At 66.0% G+C, this 17,368-nt stretch carries 11 protein-coding genes; 5 read left to right on the plus strand and 6 right to left on the minus strand.

The window, feature by feature from the left end:
• Nucleotides 1-125: 125 nt before the first annotated feature.
• From uxaC to VFE83_RS14610, 4 genes are all read right to left on the minus strand, one after another.
• The gene (uxaC, locus tag VFE83_RS14590) at nt 126-1,544 is read right to left on the minus strand and encodes a glucuronate isomerase (protein ID WP_324907409.1); all 1,419 of its coding nucleotides are present in this window, start codon (nt 1,542-1,544) and stop codon (nt 126-128) included.
• A 153-nt stretch (nt 1,545-1,697) separates the two neighbouring features.
• Nucleotides 1,698-4,304, minus strand: a complete 2,607-nt coding sequence (locus tag VFE83_RS14595) for a glycosyl hydrolase 115 family protein (protein WP_414674759.1) — start codon at nt 4,302-4,304, stop codon at nt 1,698-1,700.
• 20 nt (nt 4,305-4,324) lie between these two features.
• Nucleotides 4,325-6,361 (minus strand): endo-1,4-beta-xylanase, encoded by a 2,037-nt coding sequence (locus VFE83_RS19515; RefSeq protein ID WP_414674754.1) that lies wholly within the window; start codon nt 6,359-6,361, stop codon nt 4,325-4,327.
• Nucleotides 6,362-6,497: 136 nt separating this feature from the next.
• The gene (locus VFE83_RS14610; protein WP_414674755.1) at nt 6,498-7,820 is read right to left on the minus strand and encodes an MFS transporter; all 1,323 of its coding nucleotides are present in this window, start codon (nt 7,818-7,820) and stop codon (nt 6,498-6,500) included.
• Between the two features lie 430 nt (nt 7,821-8,250).
• On the opposite strand from VFE83_RS14610, the gene VFE83_RS14615 reads away from it, so the two are divergent.
• The 5 genes from VFE83_RS14615 (at nt 8,251) to VFE83_RS14635 (ending at nt 15,842) form a co-directional block, all read left to right on the plus strand.
• A complete protein-coding gene (locus tag VFE83_RS14615) occupies nt 8,251-11,175 on the plus strand; it encodes a TonB-dependent receptor (RefSeq protein ID WP_324907697.1) in 2,925 nt (974 codons plus the stop codon).
• Nucleotides 11,176-11,316: 141 nt separating this feature from the next.
• Entirely contained in the window at nt 11,317-12,804 is a 1,488-nt protein-coding gene (locus VFE83_RS14620) for an MFS transporter (protein WP_324907413.1), read from the plus strand.
• 28 nt (nt 12,805-12,832) lie between these two features.
• Nucleotides 12,833-13,846 (plus strand): glycoside hydrolase family 43 protein, encoded by a 1,014-nt coding sequence (locus VFE83_RS14625; protein WP_324907415.1) that lies wholly within the window; start codon nt 12,833-12,835, stop codon nt 13,844-13,846.
• Nucleotides 13,847-13,862: 16 nt separating this feature from the next.
• The gene (locus VFE83_RS14630; RefSeq protein ID WP_324907417.1) at nt 13,863-14,672 is read left to right on the plus strand and encodes an aldose epimerase; all 810 of its coding nucleotides are present in this window, start codon (nt 13,863-13,865) and stop codon (nt 14,670-14,672) included.
• A gap of 87 nt (nt 14,673-14,759) precedes the next feature.
• A complete protein-coding gene (locus VFE83_RS14635) occupies nt 14,760-15,842 on the plus strand; it encodes a metal-dependent hydrolase (protein WP_324907419.1) in 1,083 nt (360 codons plus the stop codon).
• Nucleotides 15,843-15,956: 114 nt separating this feature from the next.
• Here VFE83_RS14635 and VFE83_RS14640 read toward each other — a convergent pair whose 3' ends face one another.
• Both VFE83_RS14640 and VFE83_RS14645 read right to left on the minus strand, forming a co-directional pair.
• Nucleotides 15,957-16,271: a hypothetical protein gene (locus VFE83_RS14640; protein ID WP_324907421.1), complete on the minus strand. Its 315-nt coding sequence runs from the start codon at nt 16,269-16,271 to the stop codon at nt 15,957-15,959.
• A 215-nt stretch (nt 16,272-16,486) separates the two neighbouring features.
• Entirely contained in the window at nt 16,487-17,317 is an 831-nt protein-coding gene (locus tag VFE83_RS14645; protein WP_324907423.1) for a class I SAM-dependent methyltransferase, read from the minus strand.
• Nucleotides 17,318-17,368: the final 51 nt, after the last annotated feature.

The following is a 17,368-nucleotide window of genomic DNA, read 5'->3' on the forward strand; positions in this document are numbered from 1 at the left end:
GTTCCTCGCCTTATTGCTGTCATCCCCGCGCAGGCAGGGATCCAACTCTGCCGGCCCGTCACGTTGGATTCCCGCCTACGCGGGAATGACAGCAATAGACCGGCGCGCACCCGCTACTCATCGACTCACAACCGATACGCCTGCTTCGGCAACCGGTACGCAAGGTCCGTGGCGACCTCCATCGCTTCGTCCTCGTCCATCCGGTGTTCGGCGACCAGCTTGGCCAGAACCGCGCAGTCGATGCGGCGCGCGACGTCGTGCCGCGCAGGGATCGAGAGGAACGCGCGCGTGTCGTCGTTGAAGCCGATGGTGTTGTAGAAGCCGGCGCTGGCCAGCGTCTGCTCGCGGAAGCGCCACATGCCTTCAGGCGCGTCGTGGAACCACCACGCCGGGCCGAGGAACAGCGACGGGTAGTGGCCGGCCAGCGGCGCCAGCTCGCGCGAGTAGGTGCTCTCGTCCAGTGTGAACAGTATCAGCGTGAAGTCCGGCTCGTTGCCGAAGCGGTCGAGCAGCGGCTTGAGCGCATGCACGTACTCGGTGCGCAGCGGGATATCGGCGCCCTTGTCGCGTCCGTAACGCTGGAACAGCCCATGGTTGTGGTTGCGAAAGCAACCCGGATGGATCTGCATCACCAGGCCGTCGTCCAGGCTCATCGCGGCCATCTCGGTCAGGATCTGCGCGCGGAACAGTTCGGCGTCCTGCGGCGACACGTTGCCGCGGACGACGCGGTCGAACAGGGCGCTTGCCTCCGTCGGGGACAGATCGGCGGTCGCCGACGTCGGGTGGCCGTGGTCGGTGGACGTGGCGCCCCTCGACTTGAAGAACTCGCGACGCTGGCGGTGTGCGCGCAGGTAGCCGTCCCAGGTGTACACGTTTTCGCCGGTGATCTCGCCGAATTGCTCCAGCGCGCCCGGGAACTGCTCGTGCTCGGGGTCGACCACCGCATCGGGACGATAGGCGGTGATCACGCGCCCATTCCAGCCGCTGTCGCGGATCGCCGCGTGATGCTGTAGCGGATCCAGCGGCGACTCGGTGGTGGCGATCACCTCGATGTTGAAACGCTCGAACAGCGCACGCGGGCGGAAGTCCGGCGTCTGCAGCGCGGCGGTGATCGTGTCGTAGTAATGATCCGACGTGCCCGCATCCAGGCGCACACGTAGGCCGAACACGTCATGGAAGACATGGTTGAGCCACATCGACGACGGCGTGCCGCGAAACAGATGGAAGTTCTGCGCGAACACACGCCAGGCCTCGCGTGGATCGACGCCGGCTCGCGAACCGTCCGCGTGCGGAATGCCGATGGCATCGAGCGGCACGCCCTGGCTGTAGAGCATGCGGAACACATAGTGGTCCGGCACCAGCAGCAGTTCCGTCGCGTTGGCGAAGGCCTCGTTGCCCGCGAACCAGGCCGGATCGGTGTGGCCATGCGGGCTGACGATGGGCAGGTGCGCGACCTGCGTGTACAACCGCCGTGCGATCGCGCGCGTAGGCGCGTCGGGCGGAAAGAGGCGGTCTTCGTGCAGGGCGAGGGGTTTTGCGTTCATCGGTGGGGCTCGAGGCTGGATGTTTCAATCGTCATTCCCGCGAAAGCGGGAATCCGTGTCTTGATGTCTCTCTTGGGCCGTGCGCTGTGGGCAAAGTCGCTGGATCCCGGCCTTCGCGGGGATGACGGCCAATGGCTGTGCGGTGGTCACGCCTCACTTCCGCACACTCTCCGGCGGTCCCAGATAACTCCGCGGTAGCCCGTCGCGTGCGATCTCGATGCGCTGGAACACCACGCCGGGGTCGATGCGCCAGAGCTTCAGCGTCTGTGCTCCTGCCTTCACGCGATGACGCGAGCCGGCGACATGCACGCTGTTGCGTACGGCCTCTTCCCAGGGGCGGAAATCCGGATGGCCCGGGGTCGGGTCCAGTCCGATCCTGACCACCTGTGGCGCGGCATCGCCAACCGACACGCCGAAGCGCAGGCCATCGCCACCACGCACGTCCAGGCTGGGCGAGACGATGACGCGTACCTCGACTTCGCCGTCTTCCTCGAACCACACCGGGTACTCCAGCCACGCCCCTTCCTGGTCCGGCGTTGCGGCCGGCGCGTCGGCGGGGAGTGCGACCACGCCGGACAGCGTACGGCCCAGGTTCGGGATCGTGGTCCATTGCAGGCCGTCGGGCGCCTGCTGGCGCACGTAGTGTGCGGCTTCGATGGCGACGATGCCGTTGCATTCGATGAAGCCGGTCGCGCCGACAGGCGGATCGCAGGGGGGCGCGGTGGAAGCGTCCGCGCTGGCGCTTGCAGGAGCCGTCCTGCCGCCGGAAGCCGCGACCCGCGTGGTGGCTGGTAGCACGTTTCTCTCCGGCTGCTGCCAGCCGGTGTAGCCGATGCGCACCTGCGACATCATGTGTGGCCACTTGCCGCCGGCGACGTCCTGTTCGTAGATGCGCTGCAGTTCGGCGTCGCGATCGAAGCGGCGCTGCACTTCGTCGGCCCAGTGGTTTGCCGATGCGAGCTTCGCGGCGGCATCGCGATGGTTGCGTGCCTGCGCGATGTACATCGAGTTCAGGTTGGCACTGGCGAGCACCGGGTACTCGACCAGCTGGAAGTAGGCATCGTGCATCTGCTGCGGCAGGTCACGCTTGACGGCTTCCGTCCGCTCGACGAGGTCGTTCCACTCCGTTTCCACGCGCGCGGCCTCGCCAAAGTTGTCCAGGCTGTAGGTGCGTGCGTCGATCAGCTCTGGTTTGCGGCGCGCGTTGTACTGCGTATAGCGCGTCAGCAGCTCGCCGATTTCCTGCGCGTGCGCATCGCCGAACTGCTGGGCCGCCCACCGTGCCGGGTACGCCGCCAGGCGGTCGGTCGTGAATTCCTCCGGCTTCCATGCATGGTCCAGGAAGAACGAGATCGGAAATTCCATCGGCTTGATGTCGCCGACGTTGACGATCCACAACCGGTCCACGCCATGCGCGTACGCGCTTTGCATTTGCTCCCAGGTGCGTTCGATCTGCACCGTGTTGAGCCACTTGTAGTTGCGCGGGCCGCCGACGTAATCGAAGTGGTAGTAGACCCCGTAACCACCGGCACGCCGGTCACCGGGGCGGGGCAGGCGGCGGATGTTGCCCCAGTTGTCGTCGGCGAACAGCAGCATCACGTCGTCGGGGACCTTCATGCCGTCGTCGAAGTAGTCCTGCACTTCCTTGTACAGCGCCCACACCTGGGGCGTGCGTTCGGCCGGCTTGCCGGTCACGCCGGCGATGATGTCGCGCTGGTCGGAGACGATGCCTTCCAGCAGTTCGATGGCCGTGTCCTGCGTCATCGGCTCGTCGCCGTCGCCGCGCATACCGATGGTGACCAGGCTCTCGTGCTCGCCCATGCGCTCGATGCCTTCGCGCCAGAACTGCCGCAGCGCAGGCGCGTTGCGCGTGTAATCCCACGGTCCCTGGCCGTGGCGTTCCCACTCCACGTGCGCGCGCATCATCGGCTCGTGGTGGCTGGTGCCGATGACGATGCCGTATTCGTCGGCCAGTTCGGGATTGCGCGGATCGTCGTCGGCGAACGCGCGTCCCCACATCGCCGGCCACAGGTAGTTGCCCTTCAGGCGCAGGATCAGCTGGAACACGCGTTCGTAGAACTGGTGGTTCGGAGTGCCGTACGTGGCGCGGATCCAGCCGCCGAGCGCGGGGTCTTCGTCGTTGATGAAGATGCCGCGGTAGCGCACGGATGGCGCGTCGGCGAAGCGGCCGGGCGCCACGTGCATCGAGGTGCGCCTGGGCACCGGCACGTCGGCCCACCACGTCCATGGCGAAACGCCGAGCCGCCGCGAGAGTTCGTAGATGCCGAAGGTCGTGCCGCGCCGGTCGGCGCCCACGATGAGCAGGGCGCGGTCGAGCCCTGGCTCGGGCCGCTCGACCACCTGGATCAGATGGCCTTCCCAGCGGCCCGCGACGTCACGCGTGTCGATGCCGTGCCCGCGCACGATGCGATCGATACGCGGGCTGCGTCCCAGCGTGCCGACGATGATCGCGGTGCGCGAGGACGGCTTGCCGGTCGAATACGCGGCGTGCGTGCCGGAAACGGCGGACAGGTCCGACTGCAGGTCGCGCGCGGCGCGCAACACCCCGGGATGGTCACGCGAATCGGCCAGCACTTCGATCGGGCGGCCCGCGTCGATCAGCGCGAGCGCACCGGGGACGGCCTGCTCGCAGACCGCGGCCGGTTGGCCGCAGTCCGTGGCGGCATGCAGCGGGGCGCTGGCCAGCAGCACGACCAGCGCAAACGCACTGGTCGCGGCGGCGTGCAACGTCGCGCCCAGTCGATGCCGGCGTTGCGTATTCAAGGCTTCGACCCTTCGTTCGCAGCCTCGGCCAGACGCACGCGGGCGAGCATGTCGACGGAGGTCAGATACAGCGTGCGGCCGTCGTCGCCCAGTGCGCAGTTCGAGATCGCCTTGCCCGTCGCGATAAGCCCCAGCCGCTTTCCATCGGGCGCGAACAGCAACACGCCGCCGGGGGCGCTGGCGAACAGATGCCCATCCGCCGTCACGCACATGCCATCGGGCAGGCCGGGCGCCTTCGGCCCGACCAGGTCCGTGGCATTGGCGAATTCGCGACGCGAGGCGACCTTGCCGGAGGCATCGAGCGAGTACGCCATCCACGCCGGCTGCTTCGCATCGGTGTTGGAGACGTACAGCGTGTTCTGGTCCGGCGACAGCGCGATGCCGTTGGGCATGCTGAGGCGGTCGTCGACCAGTTGTACGGAGCCGTCGCGCGCGATGCGATAGACGCCGTTGAACTTCTGCTCCTTGCGCGGCGACTCGTTGATACCGGCGAGCCCATACGGCGGATCGGTGAAGTAGACGCTGCCGTCCTTGCGTTCGACCAGATCGTTTGGACTGTTGAGGCGTTTGCCGTCGTAACGCGAGGCGAGGGTGGTGCGCTCGCGGGTTTTCAGGTCCATGCGGACCACCGCGCGGTTGCCCGAGTCGGCGAACAGCAGCTTGCCGTCGCCCGTAGGCAGCAGACCGTTGGCGCCGGCCTCGCGCATCGCCGGATCCGGCTTGCCCGCGTAACCCGACGGCTTCTCGAAGATGCCCAGGCCTTCCTCCGTCGACCAGCGATACATGGTGTTGCCCGGTACGTCGGTGAACAGCAGATACTTGCCGTCGGCAATCCACGCCGGACCTTCGGCCCAGGTGAAGCCTTCGGCCAGTTGCTCGACCACCGCACCCTTGGGCACGACGGCATCGAAGGCGGGGCCGAAACGCTCGATGCGGCCGATGACCGGCGGCGTCTCCGGAACCGCCGGCGCCTTCACCTCGCCGCGCACGTACTGGCGCAGCCATGTCAGTGCGGGCCGTTCGCTGCCGTCGGCGCGCACCAGCATGGCGCCTTCCTTCTCGCGCCAGAGGCCGGGGCGATAACCCCACATCGTGATGCCGCGCACCGCCGGATGTTCCCAGAACACCGGGAAGATGCGCTGGTAGTCCCTCAGCTGCTGCACGTCCGTGGCACCGTCGATGTCGAGTTCGGTCACGTAGATCGGCAGTCCGGTTTCGGCCAGCACGTCCAGGTTGGCCTTGTGCACCGACATGGGCACGCCGGGCTTGGTCTCGAACGCATGCGCCTGCACGCCGATGCCGTCGACCAGGTTCTCCTTGCGCAGCAGGTCGATGATTTCGCGGTAGCGTCTGGTCGCGTCCGGCTTGTTGGTGATGTTGTAGTCGTTGATCAGCAGCTTGGAATCCGGGAAGTACCGGCGTGCCATGCGGTACGACTCGACGATCCAGTCCCAGCCGCTGCCGCCGCTGCCGCCCAGTGCATTGACGTAGTTGCCACCGCCTTCGTCGTCCTTGCTTGGCGGATCGTTGAGCGGCTCGTTGACCACCTCGACGAAGTCGGCGTCCGGATAGCGTTTGGCCACCGCGGCGAACCACTCCTCGATCTCCTCGCGCTGCTCGGCCGGCGGAAGCTTCTCCATCCATTCCGGTTGCTGGTTGCCCCACACCATCACGTGCATGTGGAACGGGTAGCCGTGCTGTCGCGCAAACTTGTACGCAGCGTCGAGCGCGCTGAAGTCCATGCGGTCACGCACCGCCTCGACTTCGCCCCACTTGCCCGAGTTCTCCGGCGTGACCTTGTTCCAGTAGGAGCTGAAGTTGCGGATCTGCGTCGGGCTGTATACACCGCCCAGGAACTTGGGTTGGCCCGCCGCGAGCGGCGCGTCCTGCGCGTGCAGGACGAAGGGCGACAGCGTCAGCGCCGCGAACAGGGCGCCCACGATGTAGGAGCGAGCTTGCTCGCGACCCACCTCGCCGCGAACTCTGTCGCCAGCAAGCTGGCTCCTACGGAAGATGCCTGGATGTCTCTTCATGCTGCCCACTCCAGCAAGTTGGTTCTGTCACTGCGCCGATGGTGTCCCCACCCCGTAGGAGCGAGCTTGCTGGCGACCTGATCTTTCGGAAATGCTGTCGCCAGCGACCTGGCTCCTACGAAAGGCACGATGGTTGTCATGCCGAGGTTGCCTTCGCTTCCAGTCGCGCGGGCTGCAGCTTCGGTACCAGCAGGTGCACGACGAGCAGCGCGATCAGGTACGCCGCGCCGGCGATCAGGAAGATGCGTGCGTAGCTGCCGGTGGATTCGAGCTGTGCGCCGGTGAACATCGACATCAGCATGCCGCCCACCGCGCCAGCGAACCCGCCGATGCCCACGACCGACGCGACGGCCTGCCGCGGGAACATGTCGGAGGGCAGGGTGAACACGTTGGCCGACCAGCCCTGGTGTCCGGCCATCGCCAGGCCGATCAGCGCGACCGCGACCCACAGGTTGTCGACCTGCGTGACCAGCACGATCGGCGCCACGCACAGTGCGCACGTCAGCATCGCGCCCTTGCGCGCGCGGTTGACGTCCCATCCCAGCTTGATGAAGCGTCCGGCAAGCCAGCCGCCAGCGACGCTGCCCACGTCCGCCATCAGGTACACCACGATCATCGGCAGGCCGATGGTGCTCAGCGACAGCTTGTATTCGGACGCGAGGAACTTGCCCAGCCAGAACAGGAACAGCCACCACACCGGGTCGGTGATGAACTTGGCCGCGACGAAAGCCCATGCCTGTCGATGGCGCAGCAACTGCAGCCACGGGATCTTCACCGTCGCTTCCGGCGGATCGCTGCGGATATGCGCCAGCTCGGCGGCCGAGAGCTTGGGCTGCTGCTCCGGTGGGCGGTAGGTCAGCAGCCAGCCGGCCAGCCATGCGGCACTGAGCGCGCCGGTGAACAGGAACGCGGCCCGCCAGCCCCAGGTCGCGGCGATGATCGGCACCAGCAGCGGAGCCATGATCGCGCCGATGTTGGAGCCTGCATTGAAGATGCCCACGGCCAGCGCGCGCTCGCGGCGCGGGAACCACTCGGCGACCGTCTTGATCGCAGCCGGAAAGTTGCCGGCCTCGCCAAGCCCCAACGCAAACCGCGCGAGTGCGAAGCCGACGACGCTACCGGCCAGCGAGTGCGCCATCGCCGCCACGCTCCACACGCTGATCGCGATGGCGTAGCCGATGCGCGTGCCGAAACGGTCGATCACCGCGCCCGCGCACAGCAGGCCGATCGCATAGGCCGCCTGGAACGCCGTGACGATGTAGCCGTACTCGATCTCGTTCCAGCCGATCTCGTTCTGCAGGAACGGCGCGAGCACGCCCAGGACCTGGCGGTCGACGTAGTTGATGGTGGTCGCGGCCAGCAGCATCGCGCAGACGCGCCAGCGATACATGCCCGCTTTCGCACTCGTTGCGTTGGCGATGGCGTCGGCGTTTCCGGCGTGGTTGGTCGACTCGCTCATGCGCGAAGGGTTCCCCTTGTGCCCGCCGCATCCTGCGCTGGCGATTGCGTTGATGTTGGTCGGGCTGCGGGACGTGGTGCGCGTGCCCGTCGCATTGTCGTGCTGCAGTGCGCCATCGAATGCCTGGCGCGGTGATACCGCTATCATTAGCACAGCCCAAACGCACGAAGCTACGGAACAGCCCGGACGCCCGTCACGTAAGGCGCAGCAACGTGTTTTGAGCTGAACGCGCAACGCTGCACTGCAGCATGGAATGTGCATCGCGACCGACCGTGATCGAAGGGACTTGCACCACCAATTTGGTAGCGCTACCTTCGCGCCCACTTCGTTGAGCGTTCCACCGTTGTCCTAACCACAAACCAGTCACCGGCGTGCACTGCGTGGGACAAACGCAGGCCGTCTTAGCCACCAGAAACGGGAGGGGAGTATGGTGCAGAGCAGCATCGCAAGAACCGCGTTGTCTCGTGCGTTGAGCCTGGCGATCTTCAGCCTGGCAAGCAGTGCCGCATTCGCGCAGGCGGCCGACCAGACCGCGGCTCCGGCCGCCGCCACCGCGCAGCAGGACCAGGCACCGGCACAGTCGACCGAACAGACGGTCACCGAACTCGACCGCGTGGTTGCCACCGGTTTCCGCCAGAGCCTGGAGTACTCGACGCTGGCCAAGCGCGAGTCCACCGGTTTCGTCGACGCGATCTTCGCCGAGGACATCGGCAAGTTCCCGGACGTCAACATCGCCGAGTCGCTGGCCCGCATCCCGGGCATCCAGCTCAATCGCGACGTCAACAACGAAGGCCTCAACGTCGCCATCCGCGGCCTTCCCAGCAGCTTCACCAAGACCACCATCAACGGCCAGTCCGTGGCCACGGCCTCCATCGGTCTGGACGCGCAGAACGCGAACCGCGAAGTCGACCTGAACCTGTTCCCGACCGAGTTCTTCACCCAGTTGCAGGTCTACAAGTCGCCGACCGCGAATCTGCCCGAGGGCGGCGCGTCCGGCGTGGTCGACATGCGCAACGTGCGTCCGTTCGACAATCCCGAGTCGCAGGTCACCTACGTCCTGCAGGCCGACTACAACGACATCGCCGAAGAAGCGAGCCCGCGCGGCACGTTGATCGGCAGCTGGCTCAATGAAGACAAGACGTTCGGCGTTCTCGCCGGCGTGACGTCGGCACGCGGCAAGCTGGGCGTCGAAGGCTACGAGACGATCGGCTGGACGAATCCGAACCTGACCAATGCGCAATGTGGCAACGGCGCTTCGAACGGCACTGCGTTCCCCGCGCTGGGCCAGCCATGCAACCTGACCGGCGGTAACGGTTGGCGCATCCCCGACACGGTGCCGAACAACGCTTCGACGATCGCCGCGGGCCTGACTCCCGGGCAGCAGATCGACGCCGCGCTGCTGCAGCAGCTCAATCCCGGCCTGACGGCCGCACAGATCGGCGAAGCGCTGATTCCGCGTCTGGGCCGTCCGGTGCACATGTCGGGCGACCGTGATCGCGACGCCTTCCTCGGGTCGGTGCAATGGCGTCCGAACGAGAACACCGACCTGTACATGGATGTCCTGTACACGAAGGCCGAGCGCAGCAACGACCGCATCGACGTGAACCTGATCGGCCGCAACGGCGGCATGATCCCGATCGACATGCAGCTGGACGCCAACAACGTGGTGACCAGTGCCACGTTCACCAATGCGCAGTACTTCCTGGAAGCGCGTCCGTACAACGAGGAAGTGCAGTACTGGCAGGTCACGCCGGGCGGCACGTTCTACTTCGCCGACGACGTCAAGCTCGATTTCGCCGGCAGTTACAGCCGCAGCTGGATGCGTCGCGACTCGCCGACCATCGGCTTCAACTCGCCGTTCACCACCATCCAGTACACGAATGGCGGCGACCTGCCGGCCTGGACCACCGACATCGACCTGAACGACCCGAACGCGGGCTGGACCTGGACGGGCGGCCGCATCTGGGCGCAGAACGAGAAGCGCGTGACCGAGACGAAGGGTCTCAATGCCAGCCTGCGACTCGGCGACGACCGCAACAACGTCAGCTTCGGCATTGCCTACGACGAGAACTACCGCACCATCGTCGGCTTCGGCGACACCGGCACCAGCTGGCAGCCGTATGCGCAGGCGCAGGTGCCCGATTCGGCCCTGGCCGGTTACATCAAGCCAGGTCCGCTCGGCTTCGTGACGGTCGATTTCGACCGGTTCATGGCCGACACGAACTACGCCTTCTACCGCGACAACGCACCCGAGGCCAACAACGCCAACACCAGCGCATCGACCGGCGGCTTCGACGAGGCCAACACCGCGGCCTTCATCATGGTCAACGGCGAGTCGGAGATCTGGAACCGCAACCTGCGCTTCAACATGGGCGTGCGTTACGCGCAGACGGACCAGGACATCAGCGGCCCGGTCACCATCGCCGGCGTGCGCCAGTGGCGGACGCTGAGCAGCGATTACAACGAATGGCTGCCGTCGTTCAGCGCGGCCTGGGACGTGGCCGAGGACGTCGTGCTGCGCACTTCGGCCTCGCGCACCATGACGCGTCCCAATCCGAGCTCGATGTTGCCGGCCACCACCTTCAGCGACATCTCCGCCCAGGTGGCCAGCCAGGGCAACCCGGACCTCACTCCGTACACCTCGACCAACTTCGACATCGGCGGCGAGTGGTATACCGGCGGCGAGGGCTTCGTGGGCCTGACCCTGTTCAACAAGCGCATCGAGGGCTACACGTACCAGGGCGTGACCACCCGTCCGTTCACCGAACTCGGCATTCCGTTCGACACCCTGACCGACTCGCAGCAGGTCGCCATCAACTCGCGCGGTGGCCCGAACGTGGCGACCGTCAACGTGCAGCAGCAGGTCAACGCCGACGCCGAACTGGAGATCCGCGGCTGGGAAGCGATCTGGGTGCAGCCGCTGAGCTTCGTGCTGGACGGCCTGGGCTTCATGGCCAACTACTCGAAGATCGACATCTCCGCCATCGGCAAGGATGCGAAGGCGCTGGAATCCAACGTCTACGGTCTGTCTCCGTCGCTGTGGAACGCCACCGTCTACTGGGAGAACGACGTCGCCGCCGCGCGCCTGTCGTACAACTGGCAGGAAGGCGCGGCCGCCAGCGGCGCCAACCAGCAGGGCATCCCGTTCGCCCAGCTGTACGGCGAGGATCGCGGCCAGCTGGACCTGTCGACCAGCTACACACTGGTCAACGTGAAGTCCAAGCCGCAGATCTTCTTCAACGTCACCAACATCACTGGCGAGGAGCGTCGCTCGTTCTTTGCGTTCGAGAATGCGGTGAACGACTGGTACGACCCGGGCACCACGTACACGCTTGGCGTGCGCGGCACGTTCTGATCGATGCCGTCCTGATCCGGCGCACGTCGTGATCCAACAGCGGTAACCTGCGGCCCGTTCCGGTGCGACAGCACCGGGCGGGCCGCACCGCATCCGGAAGCGCCAGCGCTCCGGATGCAGAACCCCTCATCACCGGTGAACATGAACAGCACTTCCGAAATCCTCTCCGTGCGGGAAAAGGTGGGCTACAGCCTGGGCGACCTGGCGGCCAACCTGATCTTCCAGACGCTGGTCACGTTCCTGGCGTTCTTCTATACCGACGTGTACCGGATCCCGCCGGGCACCGCCGCAACGATCATCTTCATCGTCGGCCTGCTGGGTGCGTTCGTGTTCACGCCGATCATCGGCATTGCCGCCGACCGCACGGTTACGCGCTGGGGCAAGTTCCGGCCATGGATCCTGTGGACGGCGATCCCGTTCGGCGTGTTCTCGCTGCTGGCCTTCAGCACGCCCGACCTGGGGCCGAAGGCCAAGGTCGCCTATGCGTTCGCGACCTACACGCTGCTGGTGCTGGTGTACGCGGCCAACAACCTGCCGTATTCGGCGCTGAGCGGCGTGCTCACCGGCAGCATGGCCCAGCGCAACAGCCTGTCGGCGTACCGCTTCGTCGCGGTGATGGTGGCGCAGTTCATCATCCAGGCGCTGCTGCTGCCGCTGGTGCTGATCCTCGGCGACGGCGACAAAGTACGCGGCTTCCACAACACGATGATGCTGTTCGCCATCGTCGGCACCGTGTTCTTCCTGATCACCTTCTTCACCACGAAGGAGCGCATCGTCCCGGCGCCGGAGCAGAAGTCGAGCATCGGCCAGGACCTCTCCGACCTGGCGAAGAACCGTCCGTGGGTGGTGATGCTGCTGCTCACCGTGCTGGTGTTCATGACGCTCGCGCTGAAGGGCGGCATGTACGTGTACTACTTCAAGTACTACCTCAGCGAACCGCACCTGGCGAAGTTTCTCGATGACGTCGGCTTCAAAAACGGCTTCATCGCCGGACTCAACTCCGTGCTCACCGGCATCGGGCTGACCGAATTCCAGTGGCCGAAGGACGCGCCCACCTCGGCGCTGAGCCTGTTCAATGCCGGCGGCATCATCTTCATGATCCTCGGCATCGGCTTCTCCAAGCGCCTGGCCGACCGCTTCGGCAAGCGTGACGTGTTCGGCGGCGCACTGTTCGTGTCCACGCTGTTCATGCTGGCTTTCTTCGTGTTTCCGCCGCAGGCCACGTGGGTGGTGTTCGTCTCGCAGATCCTGCACGGCTTCTTCTACGGCATCACCATTCCGCTGCTGTGGGCGATGATCGCTGACGTCGCCGACTACTCCGAATGGAAGAACCACCGCCGTGCCACCGCCATCATCTTCTCGGCGATGCTGTGCGGCCTGAAGATCGGCCTGAGTTTCGGCGGCGCGCTCGTCGCGGGCATCCTGGCCTACTACGGCTACAACGCCGACGCCGCGATGCAGGCGCCGCAAACCGTGGACGGCATCCGCATGGCCGTGAGCGTGTACGCGTCGCTGCCGTTCCTGCTGTGCGTGGTCCTGCTGTTCCTGTACGAGATCAACAAGGCGATGGAATCGCGCATCGAGCAGGAGCTGAGCCTGCGCCGCTCGCATGCCGGCGCCGTGACCTGAGTCGACGAGTCCCCACGAGGCAACTGCCATGTCCGACATCGATAACGCCGAGCTGCAGGCGCTGGCCGCCAAGGCCATCTCGCAGCCGCTGGTTACCCACATCTACACGGCCGATCCGTCGGCGCACGTGTTCGAGGGCAAGCTCTACATCTATCCGTCGCACGACATCGACGCGGGCATTCCGTTCGACGACGACGGCTCGCATTTCGGCATGGAGGACTACCACGTCCTGCGCATGGATTCGCCGCGAGGCGAGGTCGTCGACTGCGGCGTCGCGCTGCACGTGAAGGACGTGCCGTGGGCGCAGCGGCAGATGTGGGCGCCCGACGCGGCGACGAAGGACGGCAAGTACTACTTGTACTTCCCGGCGAAGCGGGCCGACGGCATCTTCCAGATCGGCGTCGCGGTGGGCGACCGGCCCGAAGGTCCGTTCGTCGCGGAGCCGGAAGCCATCGCCGGCAGTTATTCGATCGACCCGGCGGTGTTCGCCGACGACGATGGCGCGTACTACATGTACTTCGGCGGACTCTGGGGCGGGCAGCTGCAGAAGTACCGGGACAACGCCTTCGACGCGGGCAACGAGGAACCGGCCGACGACGAGCCGGCACTGGGCCCTAAGATCGCGCGCCTCACCGCAGACATGAAGCAGTTCGCTCAGGCACCACGCGAGGTGGTGATCCTGGACGAAGCCGGCCAGCCGCTGCTCGCGGGCGATCACGACCGCCGCTTCTTCGAGGCCGCTTGGTTGCACAAGTACGAAGGACGCTACTACTTCTCGTATTCCACCGGCAACACGCATTACCTGTGCTACGCGGTGGGCGACAGCCCCTACGGTCCGTTCACCTACCAGGGACGCATCCTCGAGCCGGTGGTGGGCTGGACGACGCACCATTCGATCTGCGAGTTCGACGGCCAGTGGTACCTCTTCTATCACGACTCCATCCTGTCGGGCGGCGTCACGCACCTGCGCTCGATCAAGGTCGCGCCGTTGCAGCACGACGCGGACGGCCGCATCCGCACGCTGCGACCCTATGGCGAGTGATGCAGCGGCGTCGCTCATGCGCGATGCGACGGGACCGCTCGCGCCTGGCGAGCTGATCCAGCTCCATTGCGGCCAGCTGTCGGTGGAGGTCGCACCGGAGGCGGGCGGGCGCATCGCGCAGATCCGCTTCGACGGCATCAAGCAACTGGTCGGTCACGACGAAGCGGGCGGCAGCGCGATCGCCTGGGGCAGCTATCCGATGGCGCCGTGGGCCGGGCGCATCCGCCGCGGCGGTTTCGAATTCGACGGGCGCATGCATCAGTTGCCGATCAACCTTGGCGAGCACGCGATCCACGGCGTGGCGTTCGTACTGCCCTGGCAGGTCGATGCACGATCGTCGCAGCAACTGGAACTCTCGCTGTCGCTGCCCGAAGACGAGCGCTGGCCATTCGGCGGCACGTGCAGGCAGCGGTTGCTGCTGGACGAACGTGAACTGCGGTTGGAGTTGTCGGTGAGCGCCGACGAACGCGCAATGCCGGTGAGCTTTGGCTGGCATCCTTGGTTCCGCAAGCCGGAACGGCTGGAGTTCTCGCCGCAACGCATGTATCCCCGCGATGCGGAGGGTATGACGATCCTGTCTCCGTCCGAAGTTCCGCCGGGCCCGTGGGACGACTGCTTCATCAACGACGCACCGGTGACGTTGCACCGCGCCGGGCAATCCCTACGACTCACGTCCGACTGCACGCACTGGGTCGTCTTCGACGAGCTGGCGCATGCCACCTGTGTCGAGCCGCAGACCGGCCCGCCGGATGCATTCAACCTGGCGCCGCGCGTGCTCGAACCGGGCCAGGCCGCTTGGGCCTGGTACCGGATGGAATGGCTCTGACGAAGACCGTCGTCGTCTTGCGCACGCTGTGACGGATACCCCGTACGGCACACGTGATCGCACGGGCCGGGCGGTTAGCATCGGGGCATGGATTCGCTGACCCAGATCTTCCTCGGGGCCGCCGTCGCCGCGGCCATCGCACCGCCCGAGCATCGCCGCGCCGCATTGCTGGCGGGTGCGGCGCTCGGCACGCTTCCCGACCTTGACGTGCTTCCGATCAACCTGCTCACCGACGACCCGGTGGCGCGCATGACCTGGCACCGCAGCGTTAGCCATTCGTTGCTGGTGCTGCCGTTCGTTGCCTGGGCCATCTGGACCTGGTTCCGTGGTCGCGGCGGTCGGGTGACGCAGTCGCCGGTGCGATGGTTCTGGGCGATGCAGGCGGCACTGCTGACCCACCCGGTGCTGGACGCCTTCACCGTCTACGGCACGCAACTGTGGTGGCCGCTGCCGATCAAGCCGGTCATGTGGTCCAGCGTGTTCATCATCGATCCGCTCTATACAGTGTGGCTGCTGTTGGCGTGTGCGGCGGCCTGGTTCCTGCGCGAGCGGCGCGTCGCCCAGTCGGCGCTGGTGATCGGGCTAGCGATGAGTTCGCTGTACCTGGGCGCTTCGTTGTGGGCCAAGCATGCGGTGGAACAGGAGGCGCAACGCTCGCTGGCGCTGCACAACCTCGAGGACGCCCCGCGTTTCTCGGTCCCGATGCCGTTCAACATCCTGCTCTGGCGTGTCGTGGCGATGACGCCGGATGGCTTCGTCGAGGGCGAGCGCTCACTGGTGGCCGACAGCGGGCCGATACGCTTTCGTGAATACCCGTCGGACGTGCTCGAACTGGCGCGCGTATTCGACTATCCCAGCGTGCAGCGGCTGCACTGGTTCAACCATGGTTTCATGAAGGCGCAGGTGAGCGACGACCGCCTGGTGGTGTCGGACCTGCGCATGGGCGCCGAGCCCGACTACAGCTTCCGTTTTGCGGTTGCCCGTCGCGAGGACGACGGCTGGAACGAGATTCCGCCGGAGCAGCTGGAATGGCCGTGGGAAGCAGGTGATCGCCTCCAGGCGATGTGGCAGCGCATCTGGCGCACGCCCGAAAGGGCCGCCGACGTCGCCGAGATCGGCCGTCGTACCGCGCCGGTCCCGTCGACCGCTACGGCCGAACAACCCCGCTGAGGCCGCTTCGCGCCGCCTGGGCCGCGCGTGTCGCACGCGGCCCATGGTGGAAGTGGCAAGTCATGGTCTGTGTCACCGGTTTGCGTGTCGCACGCGTAAAGCGGGGCCTGGCCGTTACAGCGCGTTCTCTTCGTCCGCCTGCCTCAGCTGCACGATGTACTCGTTGCCGGCCTTGTCGCGCAGTGCCACGCTCTCTCCGTTCATCAGTCGCTGGTAGTTGGTGTCGCCCACGGCTTCGACGAACTTCTCCAGCGCACGGTCATAGGTGTACGGATATTCCGCAAACGCAGTGCGGTTGCCGAGGATCATCTGTACCTTGCGTTCGCTGAGTCCTGTGACTTTCGACAGATCGCCGATGGGATCTTCGGCAGCCCATGCCGGTGCCGCTGCGGCCATCGCCAATGCGATGAAGGCAATCTTCGCTTTCATGGTGGCCTCCTGGTCGCCGAGGCGCCGCAGGGAATCCGCGGTGGGGGAACGCCCCGACGGTGCCAGCTTCCGCCGCTACTGCGCCAATTACATCGGCCGAAGGGGGTTGTTACTTATGGCCTGCACCGCTCGTCGCGATGCGCGCGCATGCACATGCACGTGACGGTTTCATGCGAAACAGCCGTCGCAGCGCGGTGGTTGCGGATGCAACCGTCTCAGTACACCACCGCGCGCGCCTGCACGAACGCGTAGAAGAACACCGCGTTGGGATCGTTCTGCACCTGGTGCATCTCGCGTCGCATGCCGTCGACGATGTCCTGCGTAACCTTGCCCGCCGCAAGCAGCTGGTCGGCGGCCGACAGCAGGAGTTCTTCCCAAAACGCGATCATCGTCTTGCGTCGTGCCGGTTCGCGATTGTCGAAGTAGAACGTCTTGACCTCGGTGGTGACGTCGCGGAATCCGCCCGCCAGCAGCAGGTTGCCGAGCTTCGCGCCGACGAACGGATCGCCGCCGCTGTCGTACTGGAAATCGTTGAAGGCCATCCAGTAGCGCCACACGTTGGGCGAATACGGATCGAGCAGGAACGAGGAATTCATCACCTCGGTAATGTAGACCGGCGAGCCGGGTGCGAGCACGCGACGCACCTCGTTGAGCACGCGTGCGGGGGAGGGCACGTGTTCGAGCACCCAGCACAGGAAGGCCGCGTCGAAACTGCGCGGTTCGAACGGCAGGTTGGTGGCATCGGCGCGGTGCAGTTCGTAGCGGCCTTGCAGCCATGGCATCGCGCCCAGATTGCTGCGCGCTGCGGACAGCTGCGCGTCGTTGAGGTCGACGCAGGTGACCTGCAGCTCGGGGAATCGGCGCAGCAGGATTTCGGTCTGCGCGCCGACGCCGCTGCCCACTTCGAGCAGACGGGTGGCGCCGCCGTAATCGATGTCGTGGAAGATCGTGGACTCGGCCAGTTTTGCCTGCTTGACCAGGCGCGCCTGCTCGGTGGCGGAGAAGCCGTGCAGGTATGGAAAATCGCAGGTGGTGGAGGTCGACATGGTGGCACCGGCGTGTGCGAATCGGGATGCGCCGATGCTGTCACAGGCGGG

It is taken from the genome of Lysobacter sp., assembly GCF_035655815.1.
Lineage (GTDB): Bacteria > Pseudomonadota > Gammaproteobacteria > Xanthomonadales > Xanthomonadaceae > Lysobacter_J.